Source organism: Salimicrobium halophilum (assembly GCF_900100295.1).
GTDB classification, from domain to species: domain Bacteria; phylum Bacillota; class Bacilli; order Bacillales; family Halobacillaceae; genus Salimicrobium; species Salimicrobium halophilum.
In genome coordinates this window covers 96,889-113,135 of sequence record NZ_FNEV01000009.1, presented here as the reverse complement: position 1 = coordinate 113,135, position 16,247 = coordinate 96,889, and the positions used below count along the sequence as shown (strand labels likewise).

Genomic DNA, 16,247 nt, shown 5'->3' with positions numbered 1-16,247 from the left:
AAGGGGGTCTGGACATGAGAGCATTTTTGGAGAAGAAAGGTGTATCTTTGTCACCTAAAGTATATTTTATCGATGCGCTTAGTTATATGGCACTTGGACTTTTCTCTTCTTTGATCATCGGGTTAATTATTAAAACGCTCGGTGAACAGTTGCCTCTTCCCTTCGTTTCCTCTCACATGATGGAAATAGGAGAACTGGCAATGAATGTTATTGTGTGGGGCGGGGCGATTGGAGTAGCTGTCGCCTATGGTCTTCAGGCGCCGCCGCTGGTACTTTTCGCCGCTTTATTCAGCGGAGCGCTCGGTGCAGAAGCAGGAGGACCTGCCGGTGCTTTCATCGCTGCTCTCGTCAGTACAGAAACAGGAAAACTGATCAGTAAGGAAACGGGTCTCGATATTATTCTTACGCCATTCGTAACCATTGTCACTGGATACATAGCCGGTTCTTTCATTGGAATCCCGATAGGAACGTTCCTCCAATGGTTCGGGGGAATGATCAACTGGGCAACCGTTCAGGAACCGTTTTTGATGGGCATCGTCGTCAGTGTATTGATGGGGCTTGCTTTAACGGCACCGATATCAAGTCTGGCGATATCTTTGATGCTGTCGCTTGAAGGCATCGCAGCCGGAGCCGCAGCTGCCGGGTGTGCTGCTCAGATGATCGGTTTCGCTACGATAAGTTACAAGGACAATAGTTTCGGAGGTGTGATAGCACAGGCGATAGGAACTTCCATGTTGCAGATCGGAAATGTCATCAGAAAACCGTTAGTGATGATTCCGCCTGTCGTAGCCGGTGCGATCGTCGGTCCTATGGCCACCACCGTGTTCTATCTGGAGAATAATGCAGCTGGTGCCGGAATGGGAACCAGTGGTTTCGTAGGACAGATCATGACTATCGAAACGATGGGATGGAGTGGTGGCGTCGTGACCGCTCTTCTTTTGACGCACTTTCTCATTCCTTTTATCGTGTGCTTAATGATGGCGTTTTGGTTCAGAAATAGAAAATGGATCAAGCCTGGAGACTTAGCGATTGAATCCAAGTAATGGTATGCTACAATAGCTTTTGGAGGGATTTCAGATGAAGCAATTAGAATCAAAAGAACAATTCCAGCAATTGATAGATAACGAAAAAGTGATATTCATGTTCTCGGCAGACTGGTGTCCGGATTGCCGTGTAATCGAGCCCGTATTACCTGAATTGGAAGAAGAGAATCCGGAGTGGACTTTCTACTATGTCGATCGTGATCAGTTCATTGATGTCTGTGCGGATTATTCCATTTTTGGTATACCTAGTTTTCTTGCCTTTGAAAACGCGGATGAAAAAGCGAGATTCGTAAGCAAAGACCGCAAATCAAAGGAAGAGATACAGGCTTTCATCGATGAGGCGAAATAAGGAATAAGGAGTTTTAGCGATGAAAATGACGAGTATTCAAATGAAAAGGAAACTGGAGGAACGCCTTGATCATCCTGAATGGCACACGTCTTTCAACAGGGACAAAGACACGTTCCGCGTGGAGTGGAAGGAATCCGGAGAGGGGATTACCATCACTGTTCCGAATGTCGTTTCCAAATGGGAACAAAAAGGGGAGAAGGCTCTCGATGAACTTGAAGAGCATATCAAAGAAGCTCTTAGAGTGATGAATGAGAAGACAGAGCTCTCTGGGAAAGAAAAGCAGATTTTTCCGGTTATTCGTGCCGCTTCTTTTCCTGTGGAAACGGAGAACGGAAAGAAACTGATCTATACAGATCATACGGCTGAAACAAGGATCTATTACGCCCTTGATCTCGGAAAGTCCTATCAGTTGATTGATGAGGATAAACTCAAGGAAGAAGGTTGGACCGCCGAACGAATGAAGGAAGTCGCTTCGTTCAACGTACGGTCCCTCGAGGTGAATTTGCGAAAAGATACGGTATACGGCAACGACTTCTACTTCCAGTCCTTGAATGACGGTTACGATGCAAGTCGTATTCTGAATGAATCCCTGCTCGAAGAAATGAAAGCAGAGTGCAAAGGGGAACTGGCAATCAGCATCCCTCATCAGGATGTCATCATTTTCGCAGATATCCAGAACGAAGGTGGATATGACATCCTGGCTCAGATGGCTATGAAGTTTTTTGCGGAGGGGCTCGTTCCCGTCACTTCTCTGTCCTTCTTTTATGAAGATGGAGAACTCGAACCAATATTCATTCTGGCTCAAAAGAAACCGAAGGAAAAAAGAGGGGAAGATAACTGATGAACGTGTATTATAATTCCATAGGGGTCGGAGATGTGCTCCTGATCCCTTTGAAAGAAGCGGAAAAAAAGAACAGAACCCACGCAGTCTACGGAGATGTCGTGAAAATCACGGATGAGAAAGATGGCTCTGTTCTCGGCTATAATATCTTCCGTGCTTCCGAACACTTCGATGCGCTTGAAAATGGTCGCGCAAGAATGACAGAGGGAATGCTCGGATCTATGAGAACTCTTTTCTCTGAAGAAGGACTCAAGGATAATCTTGATTTCGATCTCGAGCACAAGTTTGTCGTAGGGTACGTAGAAGAAAAAGATCCACATGAGAATGCGGATAAACTGAATGTGTGCCAAGTGAACCTCGGAGACAGTAAAGCACAAATCGTCTGTGGAGCGCCGAACGTCGATGCCGGGCAGAAAGTCGTCGTCGCTAAAGTCGGTGCGGTTATGCCAAGCGGTATGAAAATCAAAGATGCTGAATTGAGGGGCGTCCCTTCCAGCGGAATGATCTGTTCTGCAAAAGAATTGCAGCTTCCGGATGCACCCGAAGAAAAAGGGATTCTGGTGTTGGACGACTCCTATGAAGTGGGAGAACCATTCCATTTTTAACAGTCAAGCAAAGAGGGCTTCCCTCTTTGCTTTCTTAATGTTTTTGAAAAACACAATAACCCGAAAAGCTGATACAATAGAAGGAAAAGTATGGATGGGAAGAGTGAGAAATATATGTGGAAACAATTTATGGACAAATGGAAGCGGCTTTTCGAATCGGAAGAGCAAGAACAGCCCTTCGATGAAAATAGAATAGAGGAAAACAGAAACCAGGAAAGAACGACGTCTACATACCGAAGTACAGAAGCGAAATCCAAGATCACGTATCACTATCCGAAGACGGGGTCATTTCGTTTCCCGATGATTCCGGATGAAACGGAAGGTAGAGAGCCAAAGCGACAGCGAAGCGAATCCAGGCAGACGAAGGAAACCGGGGAGCGGAAGGAACATAGAGAAAGATTTAGAAACGATGATCAACAAAAGCGTAAATCTGGAGAGAAACAGGAGAGAAGAGATAAAGAGAGACCTGTTCCATCAGAGGAGCCTTTTAAACCGACATCTGTTCCGTCCCCGGTTCACGGGTTTCGTCAGCAAACTCTTCCACGTGAAGATAATAACGCGGTGGAGAAGAATCTCGAAGAAGTTCTGTCATTGAAAAGAGAACAGCCGTCGATTCCTCAGCTCGACACTCCTTTTTCAATGGAAGAAGAGGAAGTGGACTCCTCATCAGTATCTTCATGGAGTGAGGAAAATGAGGAAATTGCTCAGGTAGAAACCGATGAAACGGAAATAGAAATACAGGACTCAGGACCGATGAGAGAAGAGTACAGAGAAGATCACCCTGAAGAATTCCAGGAAGCTGAAGATGAGACGCTGGATTCGGACGTGCCGTCGACAATCATAACGAGAGAGCCGTTGGAAGAGGTAGAAGAAGAAACGGAAGTTCCTGTACAGGCAGTGGCAGATCCAGCTGTTCAGGCTCAGGAGGAGATAGATGAAATACCTTCTGAAGAAAGAAGCGTTTCCGAACACGAAACCGGGAGCGATGGTTCAGAGACCGAAGAGATGCCGGAACGAGAAAGTGTGCAGAGAGAACCGGAAACAAATATCCAGCAAACTTCTCAAGATAGTGCAGAAGACAGGAAAGAGAAGAAACCGTCCGTACCATTCAATGTCATTATGACGCCGAGAGACAAGCATGCAAGGAATAAATCCCGTTCCGAAGAGAAGAGGGAAAAGAACAAAACAGCTGAAGAGACTTCCGTGGAATCCCCGGTCGAAAAAAAAGAAGAGGCAGGCAGGGTGGAATATGAATTGCCGCTTCATCTTTTCAATGACAAAATAGTCCAAGCAGAGGACGAAGACCATTTGCTGCGAGAACAGATGAACCAGCTCGAAAGCACACTTCAGCAATTCCAGGTGAAAGCCAAAGTGACGGATGCCATGAAAGGCCCGGCCGTAACAAGGTTCGAAGTTCAGCCGGAGCCTGGGGTTAAGGTGAGTAAGATAACGAATTTGTCTGATGATATTAAGCTCGGGATGGCGGCAAGAGATATTCGCATGGAGGCACCTATTCCAGGGAAACAGGCCGTAGGCATTGAAGTTCCGAACCAAAAGGCACAAGTGGTAGGGCTACAGGAAATCTTCGAAACAGAAGATTTCCGGTCCGAACAATCACCTCTTACGATAGGTCTGGGGCTGGATATTGCCGGAGTTCCATCGGTGACTAATCTGAAAGATATGCCTCACGGGCTGATTGCGGGAGCTACCGGTTCAGGTAAAAGTGTTTGTATCAACACGATTCTTCTGAGCCTTATTTATAAGTCCCATTATGAAGACGTGAAATTTTTGCTGATCGATCCGAAAATGGTGGAACTGGCCCCATACAATGATTTGCCTCATCTCGTATCGCCGGTCATCACAGATGTGAAGGCGGCTACAACAGCTTTGAAATGGGCAGTCCAGGAAATGGAAGAGCGATATGAGAAATTCGTAGAATACGGAGTGCGGGACGTAGAGAGATTCAACGAAAAAGTGACCAAAGAAGGGAAAGAAGAGGAGAAACTGCCTTATCTCGTCATCGTCATTGATGAGCTTGCCGACTTGATGATGACTTCCCCTCAGGATGTGGAAGATGCCATCTGTAAAATCGCCCAAAAGGCAAGAGCTTGTGGCATCCATCTATTAGTGGCTACTCAGCGTCCATCTGTGGACGTCATCACAGGACTCATCAAAGCGAACATTCCGACACGTATCGCGTTCAGTGTGTCGTCCCAGGCCGATTCAAGGACAGTATTGGATTCCGGCGGAGCGGAGAAACTACTCGGAAAAGGGGATATGCTCTTCATGGGGAACGGGGACCGTACTCCTAAACGTATCCAGGGCGCGTTCGTATCGGATGACGAAATTATGAGGGTTACCAACCATATGAAGAAGATAGCTCCGAGCAATTACTTGTTTGAACAGGATGAACTCTTGAAACAGGTGAGTGCAGAGGAAGATACGGATGAACTTTTTGATGAAGCCGTAGCCTTTGTCGTGCAACAGAACGGGGCCAGTGCCTCTTTGATCCAGCGCAGGTTCCGCGTTGGATATAATCGTGCGGCGAGACTGGTGGATCAGATGGAGCAGCACGGCATCATATCAGAACAAAAAGGCAGCAAGCCGCGTGATATATTATGGACACGTGAACAACTCGAAGAATGGAAGCAGGGGGAGACGTCCTGATTCTTCCCCCTTGTGAAATGTTGTGCATTTCATTATGATAGGTACAGTACTGATTATGATTTAAACGGATAAGGAGAAGCGTGATGAAGGAAATCTCACAAAAATTGAATGGAGAAATCAACCGCCTCACGAACAAAACGTTCAAGTTTGATGAACGTGTCGGAGAAGGATGGTTTTCTGCCGTTTATTTTCTTAAAACCAAAAAAATCGTCCAAACTCATGTGAAGAATAATACAGTCACCATGCAATTCTTCCAAAAGGGAAATGCGGTATTATGTGGTACGGATGAAGCTATTGCCCTTATTCATACGTTTGCGGACAATCCGGAGAATTTAGAGATCCATTCACTGAAAGATGGAGATCGTATCAGCCCTTATGAAGCTGTCCTGACGGTCACCGGTCCGTACCAGGATTTCGGTTACCTGGAGGGGATTGTCGATGGAATACTTGCGAGGAGAACGTCTGTAGCAACGAACGTCTACAATGTTGTGAAAGCGGCCCGGTCTTCCGGCAAACAGAAACCGATCATTTTCATGGGAGACCGTGATGATCATTATACCCAGCAGGCGGGAGACGGGTATGCGGCTTTCATTGGTGGCTCTACAGCCCAAGCGACTCATGCGATGAATGAATGGTGGGGGAAAGCAGGCATGGGTACAATGCCTCATGCTCTTATCCAAATGTTCGAAGGGGATGTTGTAGCAGCAACGAAAGCGTACCAGGAGGAATTCCCCGAGGACGAACTTACTGCACTGGTCGATTACAACAATGATGTAATTACAGATTCCCTGAAAGTTGCCAGAGCCTTCGGGGAAGATCTGAAAGGGGTGCGTTTGGATACATCACGCACCCTCGTCGATAAGTATTTTCTGAGAAATGAACATCTGATGGGAACCTTCGACCCTCGTGGTGTGAACTCAGAGCTTGTGTTCGCCCTACGGAGAGCACTGGATAAAGAAGGATACAAGCACGTGAAGATTGTAGTCAGCGGTGGGTTCACAGAAGACAGGATCCGTGACTTCGAAGATCGCAAAGTTCCGGTCGACATGTACGGAGTAGGCGGAAGCCTTCTGAAGATCGATATAGGCTTCACTGGAGATAACGTCATTTTGAACGGGAAACAGGAAGCTAAACAAGGCCGCAAGTATTATCCGAACCCGAGACTTGAGAAAGTGGAATACGTACCTGAGTAGTAGGGAGAAAAGCACGAATAACGTCGTGCTTTTTCTTTATGCGTTTTATTCCTTTTGATTGATAAAGGAACGTGGTAAAATGAAAAAGCATTCGTTTGTATGAAGATAAAATTACGGAATTTACATATGCTTTTAAATATATGGAAACACTTTGGAGGTTCTTCTTTATGACTACTTACCATTTCATTGGTATTAAAGGAACAGGCATGAGTGCATTGGCACAGATTTTGCACGACTCCGGGGAGCAGGTTCAGGGGTCTGACGTCGATAAATATTTTTTTACACAGAAATCACTCGAAGATAAAGGGATTACTCTTCTACCTTTTTCCGGAGACAATATAAAAGAAAACTATACGGTGATCGCCGGTAACGCCTTCGGGGATGACCACGAGGAAATCGAGCGTGCAAGAGAGCTCGGTATCAATTACTATCGTTATCACGACTTTTTAGGCAAATGGCTGGAAGGGTACACAAGCATTGCAGTCACAGGAGCGCATGGGAAGACATCGACGACCGGACTCCTTGCGCATGTGCTTGAAGAAAATTATCCTACCTCCTTTCTGATTGGAGACGGGACTGGGAAAGGCGGAGAGAAAAGCAGGTATTTTGCATTTGAAGCTTGTGAATACAGGCGCCATTTTCTCTCTTATTATCCTGATTACGCGATTATGACGAATATCGATTTCGACCATCCGGATTATTTCACCAGTATCGATGATGTGTATGAGGCATTCCAACAGATGGCGAAGCAGGTGAAGAAAGGTATTATAGCATGCGGGGATGATGAGCATCTTCAGCATATTCAGGCGAATGTTCCTGTCGTATACTACGGTTTCGACGAAGCGAATGATTTTCAGGCCAAGAACATCCAGGAAACAGAAGAAGGTACGTCGTTCGAGGTATTTGTCAGAGGAACGTATTATGATACCTTCCTTATTCCGCAATTCGGGTCGCACACTGTGCTGAACGCTCTTAGTGTCATTGCTCTGTGCGATTATGAAGGGATGTCCTCTAAGGAAATCAACGTAATGAAATCTTTTTCCGGAGTGAAACGGAGATTCACAGAGAAAGAATGGGAGAACCAGGTGCTCGTAGATGATTATGCGCATCATCCGATCGAGATTGCAGCTACGATCGATTCGGCGCGGAAGAAATACAAAGAACGTCCGGTCATAGCGATTTTCCAACCGCACACTTTCTCCAGAACAAGGGCTTTCCTTAAAGAATTCGCTGACAGTCTGCAACAGGCGGATCACGTCTATTTGTGCGATATTTTCGGTTCGGCAAGAGAGAGTAAAGGGAATCTGACCATCGATGATCTGCAGGAATTGATTCCTGAGTCGAACATTCTGGATATCAGTGAGACGAAAAGGCTTCAGGAGCACGAAGATGGGGTGTTACTCTTCATGGGTGCCGGAGACATCCAGAAGTTCCAAAAGGCTTATGAAGAGAATTAGAAGCGGCTGTTCAGCCGCTTCTCCTTTATAATATCTGTTCTAGTAACATAACAAAGTGTGACAAAATATTTCTTTCAGAAGGATTCTTCCGTATTGATGGAGAATATAGTAGTTATGGAAATTAGTTTAAATCAGCTTATGGTTGGGTACTATTGTTAAAGTACCATGTACATAAGACAAAGAGGGGTGTGAACTATGGATATTCTTACTTATGCTGCTATTGGAGTCGCAGTGGTCGCTCTGGTCGTACTGGCCGTCTATGTTTTCAAGACACTTTCCGTCGTGAAGAGTGTAATGAACCAGGCGAATGATACGGTGGAAGGTGTAGAACAAAAGACAGAAGGAATTACGACAGGGGTTACTACACTGCAGGAAAAAGGTGACTCTCTGACAGAGAAGTTGAATAATCATAAGCAACTCCTCGATCAGACCATGCATCAACTGAAGGGCCCTGGGGAGAAGAAGCAGGAACTTGATGCGGCTCTTACAGATATCCCTACTTCTAATGTTCGCGCTGATTCCCGCGAAGTGAATGAGGTGTTCGGTTGGGTGCATACGGTGCTTGACGTCTGGGGTATTTCTAAAAAGTACAATTTTTAAAAGGAGGACTAGGGAATGGAACAAAACAATCAGAACCAGGGAAACGGTAAAGATTTTATTTTAGGAACGGTGATCGGTGTATTGATCGGAGCAGCAACTGCTCTGTTTATGGCTCCGAAATCCGGTAGAGAATTGCGTGAAGACCTGAATGAAAATTCCGGTGTCTGGAAAGAAAAAGCCGGCGAATGGAAGGAACAGGCCGTAACGACAACGTCCGAGCTGTCTAAAAATGTTACCCAAAAATCTCAGGAACTGGGATCTAAAGTGAAAACGAAAGTACAGGGTGAAAGTTCCGAAGAGAAAGAAGCGGAGCAGGCTGCACAGGAAGTGGCAGAAGCCATTGAAGAAGCGGCTCGTGAACTCGAACAGGAACAACAAAATGAACAGACAAATGGTTAAGTAGGAAGACGGGGATTCTCCCCGTCTTTTTGTTATACTATAACTGAAGGAGGAATTATTGATATGGAACGAATTACAAGTAAAGAAGCACTTCAGGAACTATTGAATGATAAAAAACCTTTTGTTTTATTGAAGCACAGTTTGACGTGTCCGATCAGCGCCACTGCGAAGGATGCCGTCAGTTCTTTTGAGAAATCATCCGATGTGCCAGTTTATATGATTCCTATCCAGGAAGCACGTGATGTATCTCTGGAAGTAACCGCCCAATTAGAAATCAAGCATGAATCGCCTCAGGCCTTTTATTTGGACGGAGAGAAAGTCATTTGGCACGGTTCCCACTTTGACATTACGGAGAAAGCCCTTTCTGAAGCGGTTTCCAGTTGAGGGTTCCGGAATTTTTTGTTAGCTATTAAGAATTTCTCCAATAAGGGTGACAATTCTAAAAATTTCAGCTATAATTGTCCCTAATTATCATAAGAATAATTATTCATAAAGCACAAAGGGGGATAATGATGAGTAATCAACAACTCGATCAATTACGTAATGACCTTGATGAGGTTAACGTAGAACTATTGAATTTAATCAGTAAACGCGGTGATCTGGTAAAGCAAATCGGCCAGGTGAAAGAACAGCAGGGGATGAACCGTTTTGATCCTGTACGTGAAAGGGCGATGCTTGATAGGATCCTCGAGAATAATGAAGGACCATTTGAAAACTCGACGGTCGTTCAACTATTCAAAGAGATCTTCAAAGCGAGTCTGGAGCTGCAGGAAGACGATCATCGCAAAGCATTGCTCGTCTCCCGTAAAAATAAAGCAGAAGATACAGTAGTCACTATCAAAGGTGAGAAAGTAGGAGCAGGAGACCTTACACACGTATTCGGTCCTTGTGCTGTAGAAAGCTATGAACAGGTGAAAGAAGTAGCTCAGGCTGTCAAGAAGCAAGGAGGCAAACTTCTTCGAGGCGGCGCCTACAAACCTCGTACATCTCCTTATGACTTCCAGGGACTTGGTCTTGAAGGTCTGAAGATTCTGAAGCAGGTGGCGGATGAAGAGGGAATGGCTGTCATCTCCGAAATCGTGAACCCTGCAGATATTGAAACTGCTGTGGATTATATCGACGTCATTCAGATCGGTGCCCGTAACATGCAGAACTTCGAACTTCTGAAAGCTGCCGGCTCGGTCAAGAAACCGGTTCTCCTGAAGCGAGGCATGTCAGCGACCATTTCTGAATTCATCAATGCTGCTGAATATATCATTTCCCGTGGGAATGACCAGATTATCCTTTGCGAGCGAGGCATCCGTACGTACGAGAAAGCTACTCGGAACACGTTGGATATCTCTGCAGTACCGATTCTTAAGCAGGAAACACACCTTCCTGTAATGGTAGACGTCACTCACTCTACAGGACGCAGAGATCTGTTGCTTCCTACAGCAAAAGCAGCTATTGCTATCGGTGCTGATGGAATTATGGCTGAGGTTCACCCTGATCCGGCTGTAGCACTATCCGATTCTGCTCAACAGATGGATATCCCTACGTTCGAGAAATTCATCGAAGAAATCAATAAGCAGCAACCGGTCAAAGCATAAGAAAGAAGATAAACGTATCAGAAAAGCCAGGACGATCGGTAGTGCCCCAGGAAGTTAGAGGGAATAATCTAACTCCCAGGGAACACTACGATCGTACCTGGCTTTTTTTACTTGCTGTTATTCGCTATAATGAATAATAAATCATGAATTGCAGCGTAGGGCTAAATGTCGTATGATTATTAGTATTGAATATTTGGGTATAGTAGTGGTAATGAGAGTTCAGAGGAGGAAATGAGTATGAATGTAACAATATATGATGTAGCACGCGAAGCTAATGTATCAATGGCAACGGTTTCCCGTGTCGTGAACGGAAACCCTAATGTGAAGCCGGCAACAAGAAAGAAAGTTCATGAAGCTATCGAACGTTTAGGATATAGACCGAATGCTGTAGCCCGGGGGCTTGCAAGTAAAAAGACGACGACCGTCGGGGTTATCATTCCGGATATCTCCAGTATCTTTTTCGCTGAACTGGCGCGTGGGATCGAGGATATTGCGACGATGTATAACTACAATATCATTCTAAGTAACTCTGATCAGAATAAAGAAAAAGAAATCCACCTTATCAATACGATGCTCGGTAAACAGGTGGACGGGCTTGTGTTCATGGGTGGAGATATCACAGAAGAACACCGTCAGGAATTCCGCAACGCTTCTGTACCGGTAGCGTTAGCCGCCACACTAGATGAAAGCGGGGAAACGCCTTCTGTGAACATCGATTATGAAGATGCTGCTTATGAAGCGACAGATCTTCTGCTTTCCCACAGCAAACGGGTTGCTTACGTATCCGGTCCTGATAACACTTCCATTAATACGAAGAAATTGGACGGATACAAGAAAGCGATGAAAGAACATGGGCAGGGAGTAGATGATCAACTTCTCATTGTTGGCGATTACTCTTATGACTCAGGGAAGGAAGCGGCGGAACAACTTCTTGATCTCGAAGAACGTCCAAGCGGAGTGTTCGTTGCCTCGGATGAGATGGCTCTCGGGGTCATTCATGGATTCCAGGACAGCGGTGTGCGCGTGCCGGAGGATGTGGAAGTATTCGGATTCGATAATACAAGACTTGCTACGATGATCCGTCCGACGCTTTCGACGGTTGTGCAGCCTATGTATGACATTGGAGCTGTCTCGATGCGACTGCTAACGAAATTGATGAATAAGGAAGAAGTAGAGGAGACGAACGTCATTCTTCCCCATCGAATCATTGAAAGAAACTCAACGAACGCTGAATAATGACGATACAGAGAGTAGAAGTCATTTAGATCGTTGAGGAGAGAGTGGTTATGAGTAGAAGGGATATCTTAACGCCTATCGGTATCACGTTAGGATTTATTATGATTATGGCCGGCATCATGTTCAATGGTGGAGTCGGCGGAATCAGGTCGTTTATACAGGCGACTTCTGTTTTCATTGTACTTGGAGGTACGATTGCTGCATTGCTGGTCAACTTCAATATGATCGAATTGAAACTTGCCTATCGAGCGGTGAAAGTGTCTTTCAGCAAGGATTCTATGGAACTTCCAGATTTGATCAGGCTGTTCGTCAAACTATCTGAACGGGCGAGACGCGAGGGTCTATTGGCTTTAGAAGCAGAGGTCGACGAGCTTGAAGACCCTTTTATCAAGAAAGGTATTCTTCTATCTGTCGATGGGATTGAACCGGAAGTGATCAATGACATCATGAGCGCTGAAGTGAGCGCAGTAGAAGAGCGACATCAGCGTGGACGGGCTATTGTAGAGAAGGCCGGTGAATATTCTCCGGCATGGGGGATGATCGGGACGCTCATCGGACTGATCCTTATGCTCGAGGATTTGAACGATCCGGCCACACTCGGACCACAAATGGCGGTAGCTCTCTTGACTACATTGTACGGAACATTCCTCGCCAATCTCGTCTTCCTTCCCATGGCAGGTAAGCTTGCCAATAAAACGGATCAGGAAATCTTCAAGAAACAGGTAGTGATTGAAGGCGTAATCGGTGTCCAGTCCGGACAGAATCCGAAAATTCTGGAAGAGAAACTGAGTGCTTTCCTATCTGATGAAGAGAAAGAGCGTCTGACGGAAGTGGAAGAAGAGCAAGTGGAAGAAAAGGAAGAAGCAAATGAAGCTTAATAAAAAGAAATCGCAGGAACAGAAGGGCGCCCCACGCTGGATGACTACATATGCGGATATGGTTACCCTCATTCTCGTTTTTTTCGTTTTGCTTTTTTCCATGTCTCAAATCAATGAAGTGAAATTCGATGCAGTCGCTGAATCTTTTAAAAATCGGATGATTTTTGATTTTCTTCCTTCTCCTGTAGAGAGTGAAAATCCTACACAGCAAACAGAAGTGCAGGAAAGTGGAGAACAAAGTAATGAGTTCGAAGACCCGACCGAAGATCCGCAGACTGTAGCAGAATCCGAGGAAAATGAAAGTGATGGTCAGAATGAGGAAGAGACGGCTGAAAATCAGTTGAATGAAGTTGTTCAGGAAGTCGATGAATTCCTTGAAAGCAATCAGCTTCAGGATATAATATCCGCCGAACGTACAGAAAGAGGTGTCGTTCTCGTGTTGCAGGAACAGCTACTATTCAATAGTGGGGAAGCTGAAATACTCGAGAGCGGCCGTCCCTTTTTAGGGAAACTGAGTGATTTGTTATCCAACGTTCCTAACCACGTAAAGGTAGAAGGACATACGGATAATCGTCCCATCTCTACAGAGAAATTCCCTTCCAACTGGGAATTGTCCGGAGCTCGTGCAGGAAGTGTCATCCGTTATCTCCTGAATACGAATGAACAACTAGAACCTGTTCGATTCACAGCTACAGCTTATGGCGCTACCCGCCCTGTAGCCCCCAACGACTCGCAGGAAAATTGGAAGAAGAACAGAAGGGTGGAGGTTGTAATTCTCGATCCAGAATATGAAAGCACTGAACAGGCACAACCTGCTTCTTCTTAGAAGTGGTTGTGCCTGTTTTTTAGTAAATCTATTAATTGTAATGTAACTGATTGTTGATGAACTGCATGGCAGCTTTCAGGATTTTATCATTCTTCTCTGTAATTTCCGGCTTTCTCGGAATTTCCTTGTAAGAACCTTCAGGGTCATGCCATGTGCGCGGGAGATAAAAAGGAGCTTTCGGTTCCCATTTGCTGATCCAGCTATTTGGTAGATCCCCCTGGAAAGGAGTCTGGTCATTCATTACTTTCCATAGCTGGGACCAGGCTCTCGGGACAACACGCCAGATATCGTACCCTCCGCCGCCAAGAGCCACCCATTTCCCGTTACAGTGTTTATGAGCAAGCTCATGTGTCAATTCAGGAATCCGCTCATAAATGTTCATCGTAGAACAGAGATGAGTCAGAGGATCATAGAAATGTGCATCTGCTCCGTTCTAAGATACGATGATATCCGGTTCAAAATAAGCAGTCACCTTTCTGAATGCCGTCTCATATACGTGGAGGAAGGATTCATCCTCTGTAAAAGCATCGATAGGAAGGTTGAAGGAATAGCCATATCCTTCTTTCAGACCGCGTTCATTCACATTACCAGTCCCGGGAAACAGGTATCTGCCGGTTTCATGGATGGAAAGAGTACAGACATCAGGGTCCCCGTAAAAAGCCCACTGTACCCCGTCTCCATGATGGGCGTCCGTATCAATGTAGAGGACGCGCTGGTTGTATTTCTTCTGGAGGTATTTGATACCGACGGCTCCGTCATTATAAATACAGAACCCGGAAGCCTTTCTCTCGAATCCGTGATGCAATCCACCACCAAGGTTCAACGTATGGTCCGCCCGCCCTTCCATGACTTCATCAATGGCAGATAAGGTGCTGCCAACAATCAGGGAAGCAGCTTCATGCATCCCTTCGAACATCGGGGTATCCTCGGTTCCGATTCCGAATTCCAGAGCGTCTTCTTCATCGAGGTTACCCACGCTCGCTTTCTTGACAGCATCAATGTATTCCCTGCTGTGGAATAGGGCGAGTTCCTCCTCAGTGGCATATCGGGGGGAGATCAGGTCCGTCTTATTAAGCGCTTCCATTTCTTCGAGTAGGTCATAGGTCAGTTCCACACGCATCTGGTTGAAAGGATGATCATCGCTGAAGCGGTAGGTTGAGTAATCTTTGGAGTAAACGAATTTAGATGTGCAACTCATAAAGACAACCCCGGAGCCTTTGGCCAGAGGACCTCGTAATCGGCAGCCCGTAGCTCATCGATGATCGGGTTAGGGTTCATCGTCTGCACGCGGAATACGATGACTTTGTAATGATTGTCAGGCTTGTAAGGATAGATGAGGATAGAACTGATATTCAATTTCCGGTTACCTACGATATCCACAACACCCGGGAGCATGCCGGGACGGTTCGGCACTTTCACTTCAATCTGGGAACTTTGTACATTTGTACCCGTCAGTTGTATAAGCGTATAGAGGAGGTCTTTTTCGGTGATGATGCCGACAAGCTTCTCGTTACTGGTCACCGGCACACAGGCAATTTCATGTTCATAAAAGATCGTCGCCACTTCTTCAACGAAATCGAGCGGATGTACCGTAATGACAGGCGATGTCATGATACTTCCGAGTCTGTTCCTCAACTGATTCAATTGGGGGTCCTGTTCAAAAACGGAAGGACTCGCATCTCGTACGTCTCTGTCAGAGACTATGCCGATTACCTGGTCATCTTTATCCACAATGGGAATGTGACGTATATGATGAGCATTCAGAATTCTTAATGCTTCTTCAATCGTGTCTTCTTCTGTCAGTGTTTGTACCTCTGTTTTCATCATCTCTTCAATTATCATTTATTAAAACCCCCTCTGTTTGTACTGATGCTTCGTTAAAAAACGCAGACGGTCAAATTTCTCTATATCAGACCCTCCGATATTTTTTCCTATGCGAACCATAAGACAATTGGCAGGGTGGGAAATGATTTCAGGATCATCCGTTGGTGCAGGCTTTAATCCACCTGCTCCCATCATCTTCTCCATAACTTTCCGGTACTGCCAGATACTAAGTCCCGTACCTTTCAGGTCCCAGTGCCAATAATATTCCGTTGAAATGACTATGTAGTTCTCCATGTATTCGTCGAGCATGGAAATTTCCAGCAAGTGAGAACCGACCCGGTACCCTCTGAATCCAGGAATCACTTCAATTGCACCCAGTTCTATGAGGTTCTCCATTTTACCTTCGGACCAACGTTCCAAAGGGTCCGGATGTAGGTAGGTGACATACCCGACAATAGATTCTTCAAAACGGGCGATGATGATCCGTCCTTCAGGCAGATCAGCAATGCCTTTGATAGCTTCGAATTGTTTCTTTGGAGGACGAAAGGCCGTCAGTTGTTCATGGAACGTATACTGGTCCAATTCTTCAGAAGAAAGAGGACCTTCGATAATCAGTTCTCCTGTATCCGTTTTCAATCGACGCTCAAAATATTTCTTTTTATGTTCCACTTATCCACCACCTCACTGAAAATGTTCCGTCTACTTACATTCTACCGATAAAAAAGCCGTTTGAAAAGATT

The 16,247-nt window shown here is 45.6% G+C and carries 16 protein-coding genes and 1 pseudogene; 14 read left to right on the top strand and 3 right to left on the bottom strand.

Annotated features, from left to right (window positions below):
• Positions 1-14: 14 nt before the first annotated feature.
• The 14 genes from BLQ44_RS13610 to motS all read left to right on the top strand — a co-directional run bounded on the left by BLQ44_RS13610 (position 15) and on the right by motS (position 13,683).
• The gene (locus tag BLQ44_RS13610; protein ID WP_093194457.1) at positions 15-1,043 is read left to right on the top strand and encodes a PTS transporter subunit IIC; all 1,029 of its coding nucleotides are present in this window, start codon (positions 15-17) and stop codon (positions 1,041-1,043) included.
• A 34-nt stretch (positions 1,044-1,077) separates the two neighbouring features.
• Positions 1,078-1,392, top strand: coding sequence for a thioredoxin family protein (locus BLQ44_RS13605; RefSeq protein WP_093194456.1), 315 nt, complete (start codon positions 1,078-1,080; stop codon positions 1,390-1,392).
• A gap of 19 nt (positions 1,393-1,411) precedes the next feature.
• Positions 1,412-2,233: a DUF1444 domain-containing protein gene (locus BLQ44_RS13600; RefSeq protein WP_093194455.1), complete on the top strand. Its 822-nt coding sequence runs from the start codon at positions 1,412-1,414 to the stop codon at positions 2,231-2,233.
• Positions 2,233-2,838: a YtpR family tRNA-binding protein gene (ytpR, locus tag BLQ44_RS13595; RefSeq protein ID WP_093194454.1), complete on the top strand. Its 606-nt coding sequence runs from the start codon at positions 2,233-2,235 to the stop codon at positions 2,836-2,838. Before BLQ44_RS13600 ends, ytpR begins: the two co-directional genes overlap by 1 nt.
• A 114-nt stretch (positions 2,839-2,952) precedes the next feature.
• Positions 2,953-5,505: a DNA translocase FtsK gene (locus BLQ44_RS13590; RefSeq protein WP_093194480.1), complete on the top strand. Its 2,553-nt coding sequence runs from the start codon at positions 2,953-2,955 to the stop codon at positions 5,503-5,505.
• 83 nt (positions 5,506-5,588) lie between these two features.
• Positions 5,589-6,698 carry a nicotinate phosphoribosyltransferase gene (locus tag BLQ44_RS13585; protein ID WP_093194453.1) on the top strand — a complete coding sequence of 370 codons (1,110 nt, stop codon included), beginning with the start codon at positions 5,589-5,591 and terminating at the stop codon, positions 6,696-6,698.
• 167 nt (positions 6,699-6,865) lie between these two features.
• Positions 6,866-8,155: a UDP-N-acetylmuramate--L-alanine ligase gene (gene murC / locus BLQ44_RS13580; RefSeq protein ID WP_093194452.1), complete on the top strand. Its 1,290-nt coding sequence runs from the start codon at positions 6,866-6,868 to the stop codon at positions 8,153-8,155.
• 195 nt (positions 8,156-8,350) lie between these two features.
• On the top strand, positions 8,351-8,755 hold the full coding sequence (locus BLQ44_RS13575; RefSeq protein ID WP_093194451.1) for a DUF948 domain-containing protein: 405 nt from the start codon (positions 8,351-8,353) through the stop codon (positions 8,753-8,755).
• A 15-nt stretch (positions 8,756-8,770) separates the two neighbouring features.
• A complete protein-coding gene (locus tag BLQ44_RS13570; protein ID WP_093194450.1) occupies positions 8,771-9,154 on the top strand; it encodes a YtxH domain-containing protein in 384 nt (127 codons plus the stop codon).
• Positions 9,155-9,217: 63 nt separating this feature from the next.
• The gene (ytxJ, locus tag BLQ44_RS13565; RefSeq protein WP_093194449.1) at positions 9,218-9,538 is read left to right on the top strand and encodes a bacillithiol system redox-active protein YtxJ; all 321 of its coding nucleotides are present in this window, start codon (positions 9,218-9,220) and stop codon (positions 9,536-9,538) included.
• 128 nt (positions 9,539-9,666) lie between these two features.
• On the top strand, positions 9,667-10,743 hold the full coding sequence (locus BLQ44_RS13560; RefSeq protein ID WP_093194448.1) for a bifunctional 3-deoxy-7-phosphoheptulonate synthase/chorismate mutase: 1,077 nt from the start codon (positions 9,667-9,669) through the stop codon (positions 10,741-10,743).
• A gap of 237 nt (positions 10,744-10,980) precedes the next feature.
• Positions 10,981-11,979, top strand: a complete 999-nt coding sequence (ccpA, locus tag BLQ44_RS13555) for a catabolite control protein A (RefSeq protein ID WP_093194447.1) — start codon at positions 10,981-10,983, stop codon at positions 11,977-11,979.
• 50 nt (positions 11,980-12,029) lie between these two features.
• The gene (gene motP / locus BLQ44_RS13550; RefSeq protein ID WP_093194446.1) at positions 12,030-12,857 is read left to right on the top strand and encodes a flagellar motor protein MotP; all 828 of its coding nucleotides are present in this window, start codon (positions 12,030-12,032) and stop codon (positions 12,855-12,857) included.
• On the top strand, positions 12,847-13,683 hold the full coding sequence (gene motS, locus BLQ44_RS13545) for a flagellar motor protein MotS (protein ID WP_093194445.1): 837 nt from the start codon (positions 12,847-12,849) through the stop codon (positions 13,681-13,683). Before motP ends, motS begins: the two co-directional genes overlap by 11 nt.
• A 31-nt stretch (positions 13,684-13,714) precedes the next feature.
• Here motS and BLQ44_RS13540 read toward each other — a convergent pair.
• From BLQ44_RS13540 to BLQ44_RS13530, 3 genes and pseudogenes are all read right to left on the bottom strand, one after another.
• Positions 13,715-14,881: pseudogene (locus tag BLQ44_RS13540) on the bottom strand (acetoin utilization protein AcuC).
• On the bottom strand, positions 14,878-15,525 hold the full coding sequence (locus BLQ44_RS13535) for an acetoin utilization AcuB family protein (protein WP_093194444.1): 648 nt from the start codon (positions 15,523-15,525) through the stop codon (positions 14,878-14,880). Before BLQ44_RS13535 ends, BLQ44_RS13540 begins: the two are co-directional and overlap by 4 nt.
• Before the next feature lie 3 nt (positions 15,526-15,528).
• Entirely contained in the window at positions 15,529-16,176 is a 648-nt protein-coding gene (locus BLQ44_RS13530; protein WP_093194443.1) for a GNAT family N-acetyltransferase, read from the bottom strand.
• Positions 16,177-16,247: the final 71 nt, after the last annotated feature.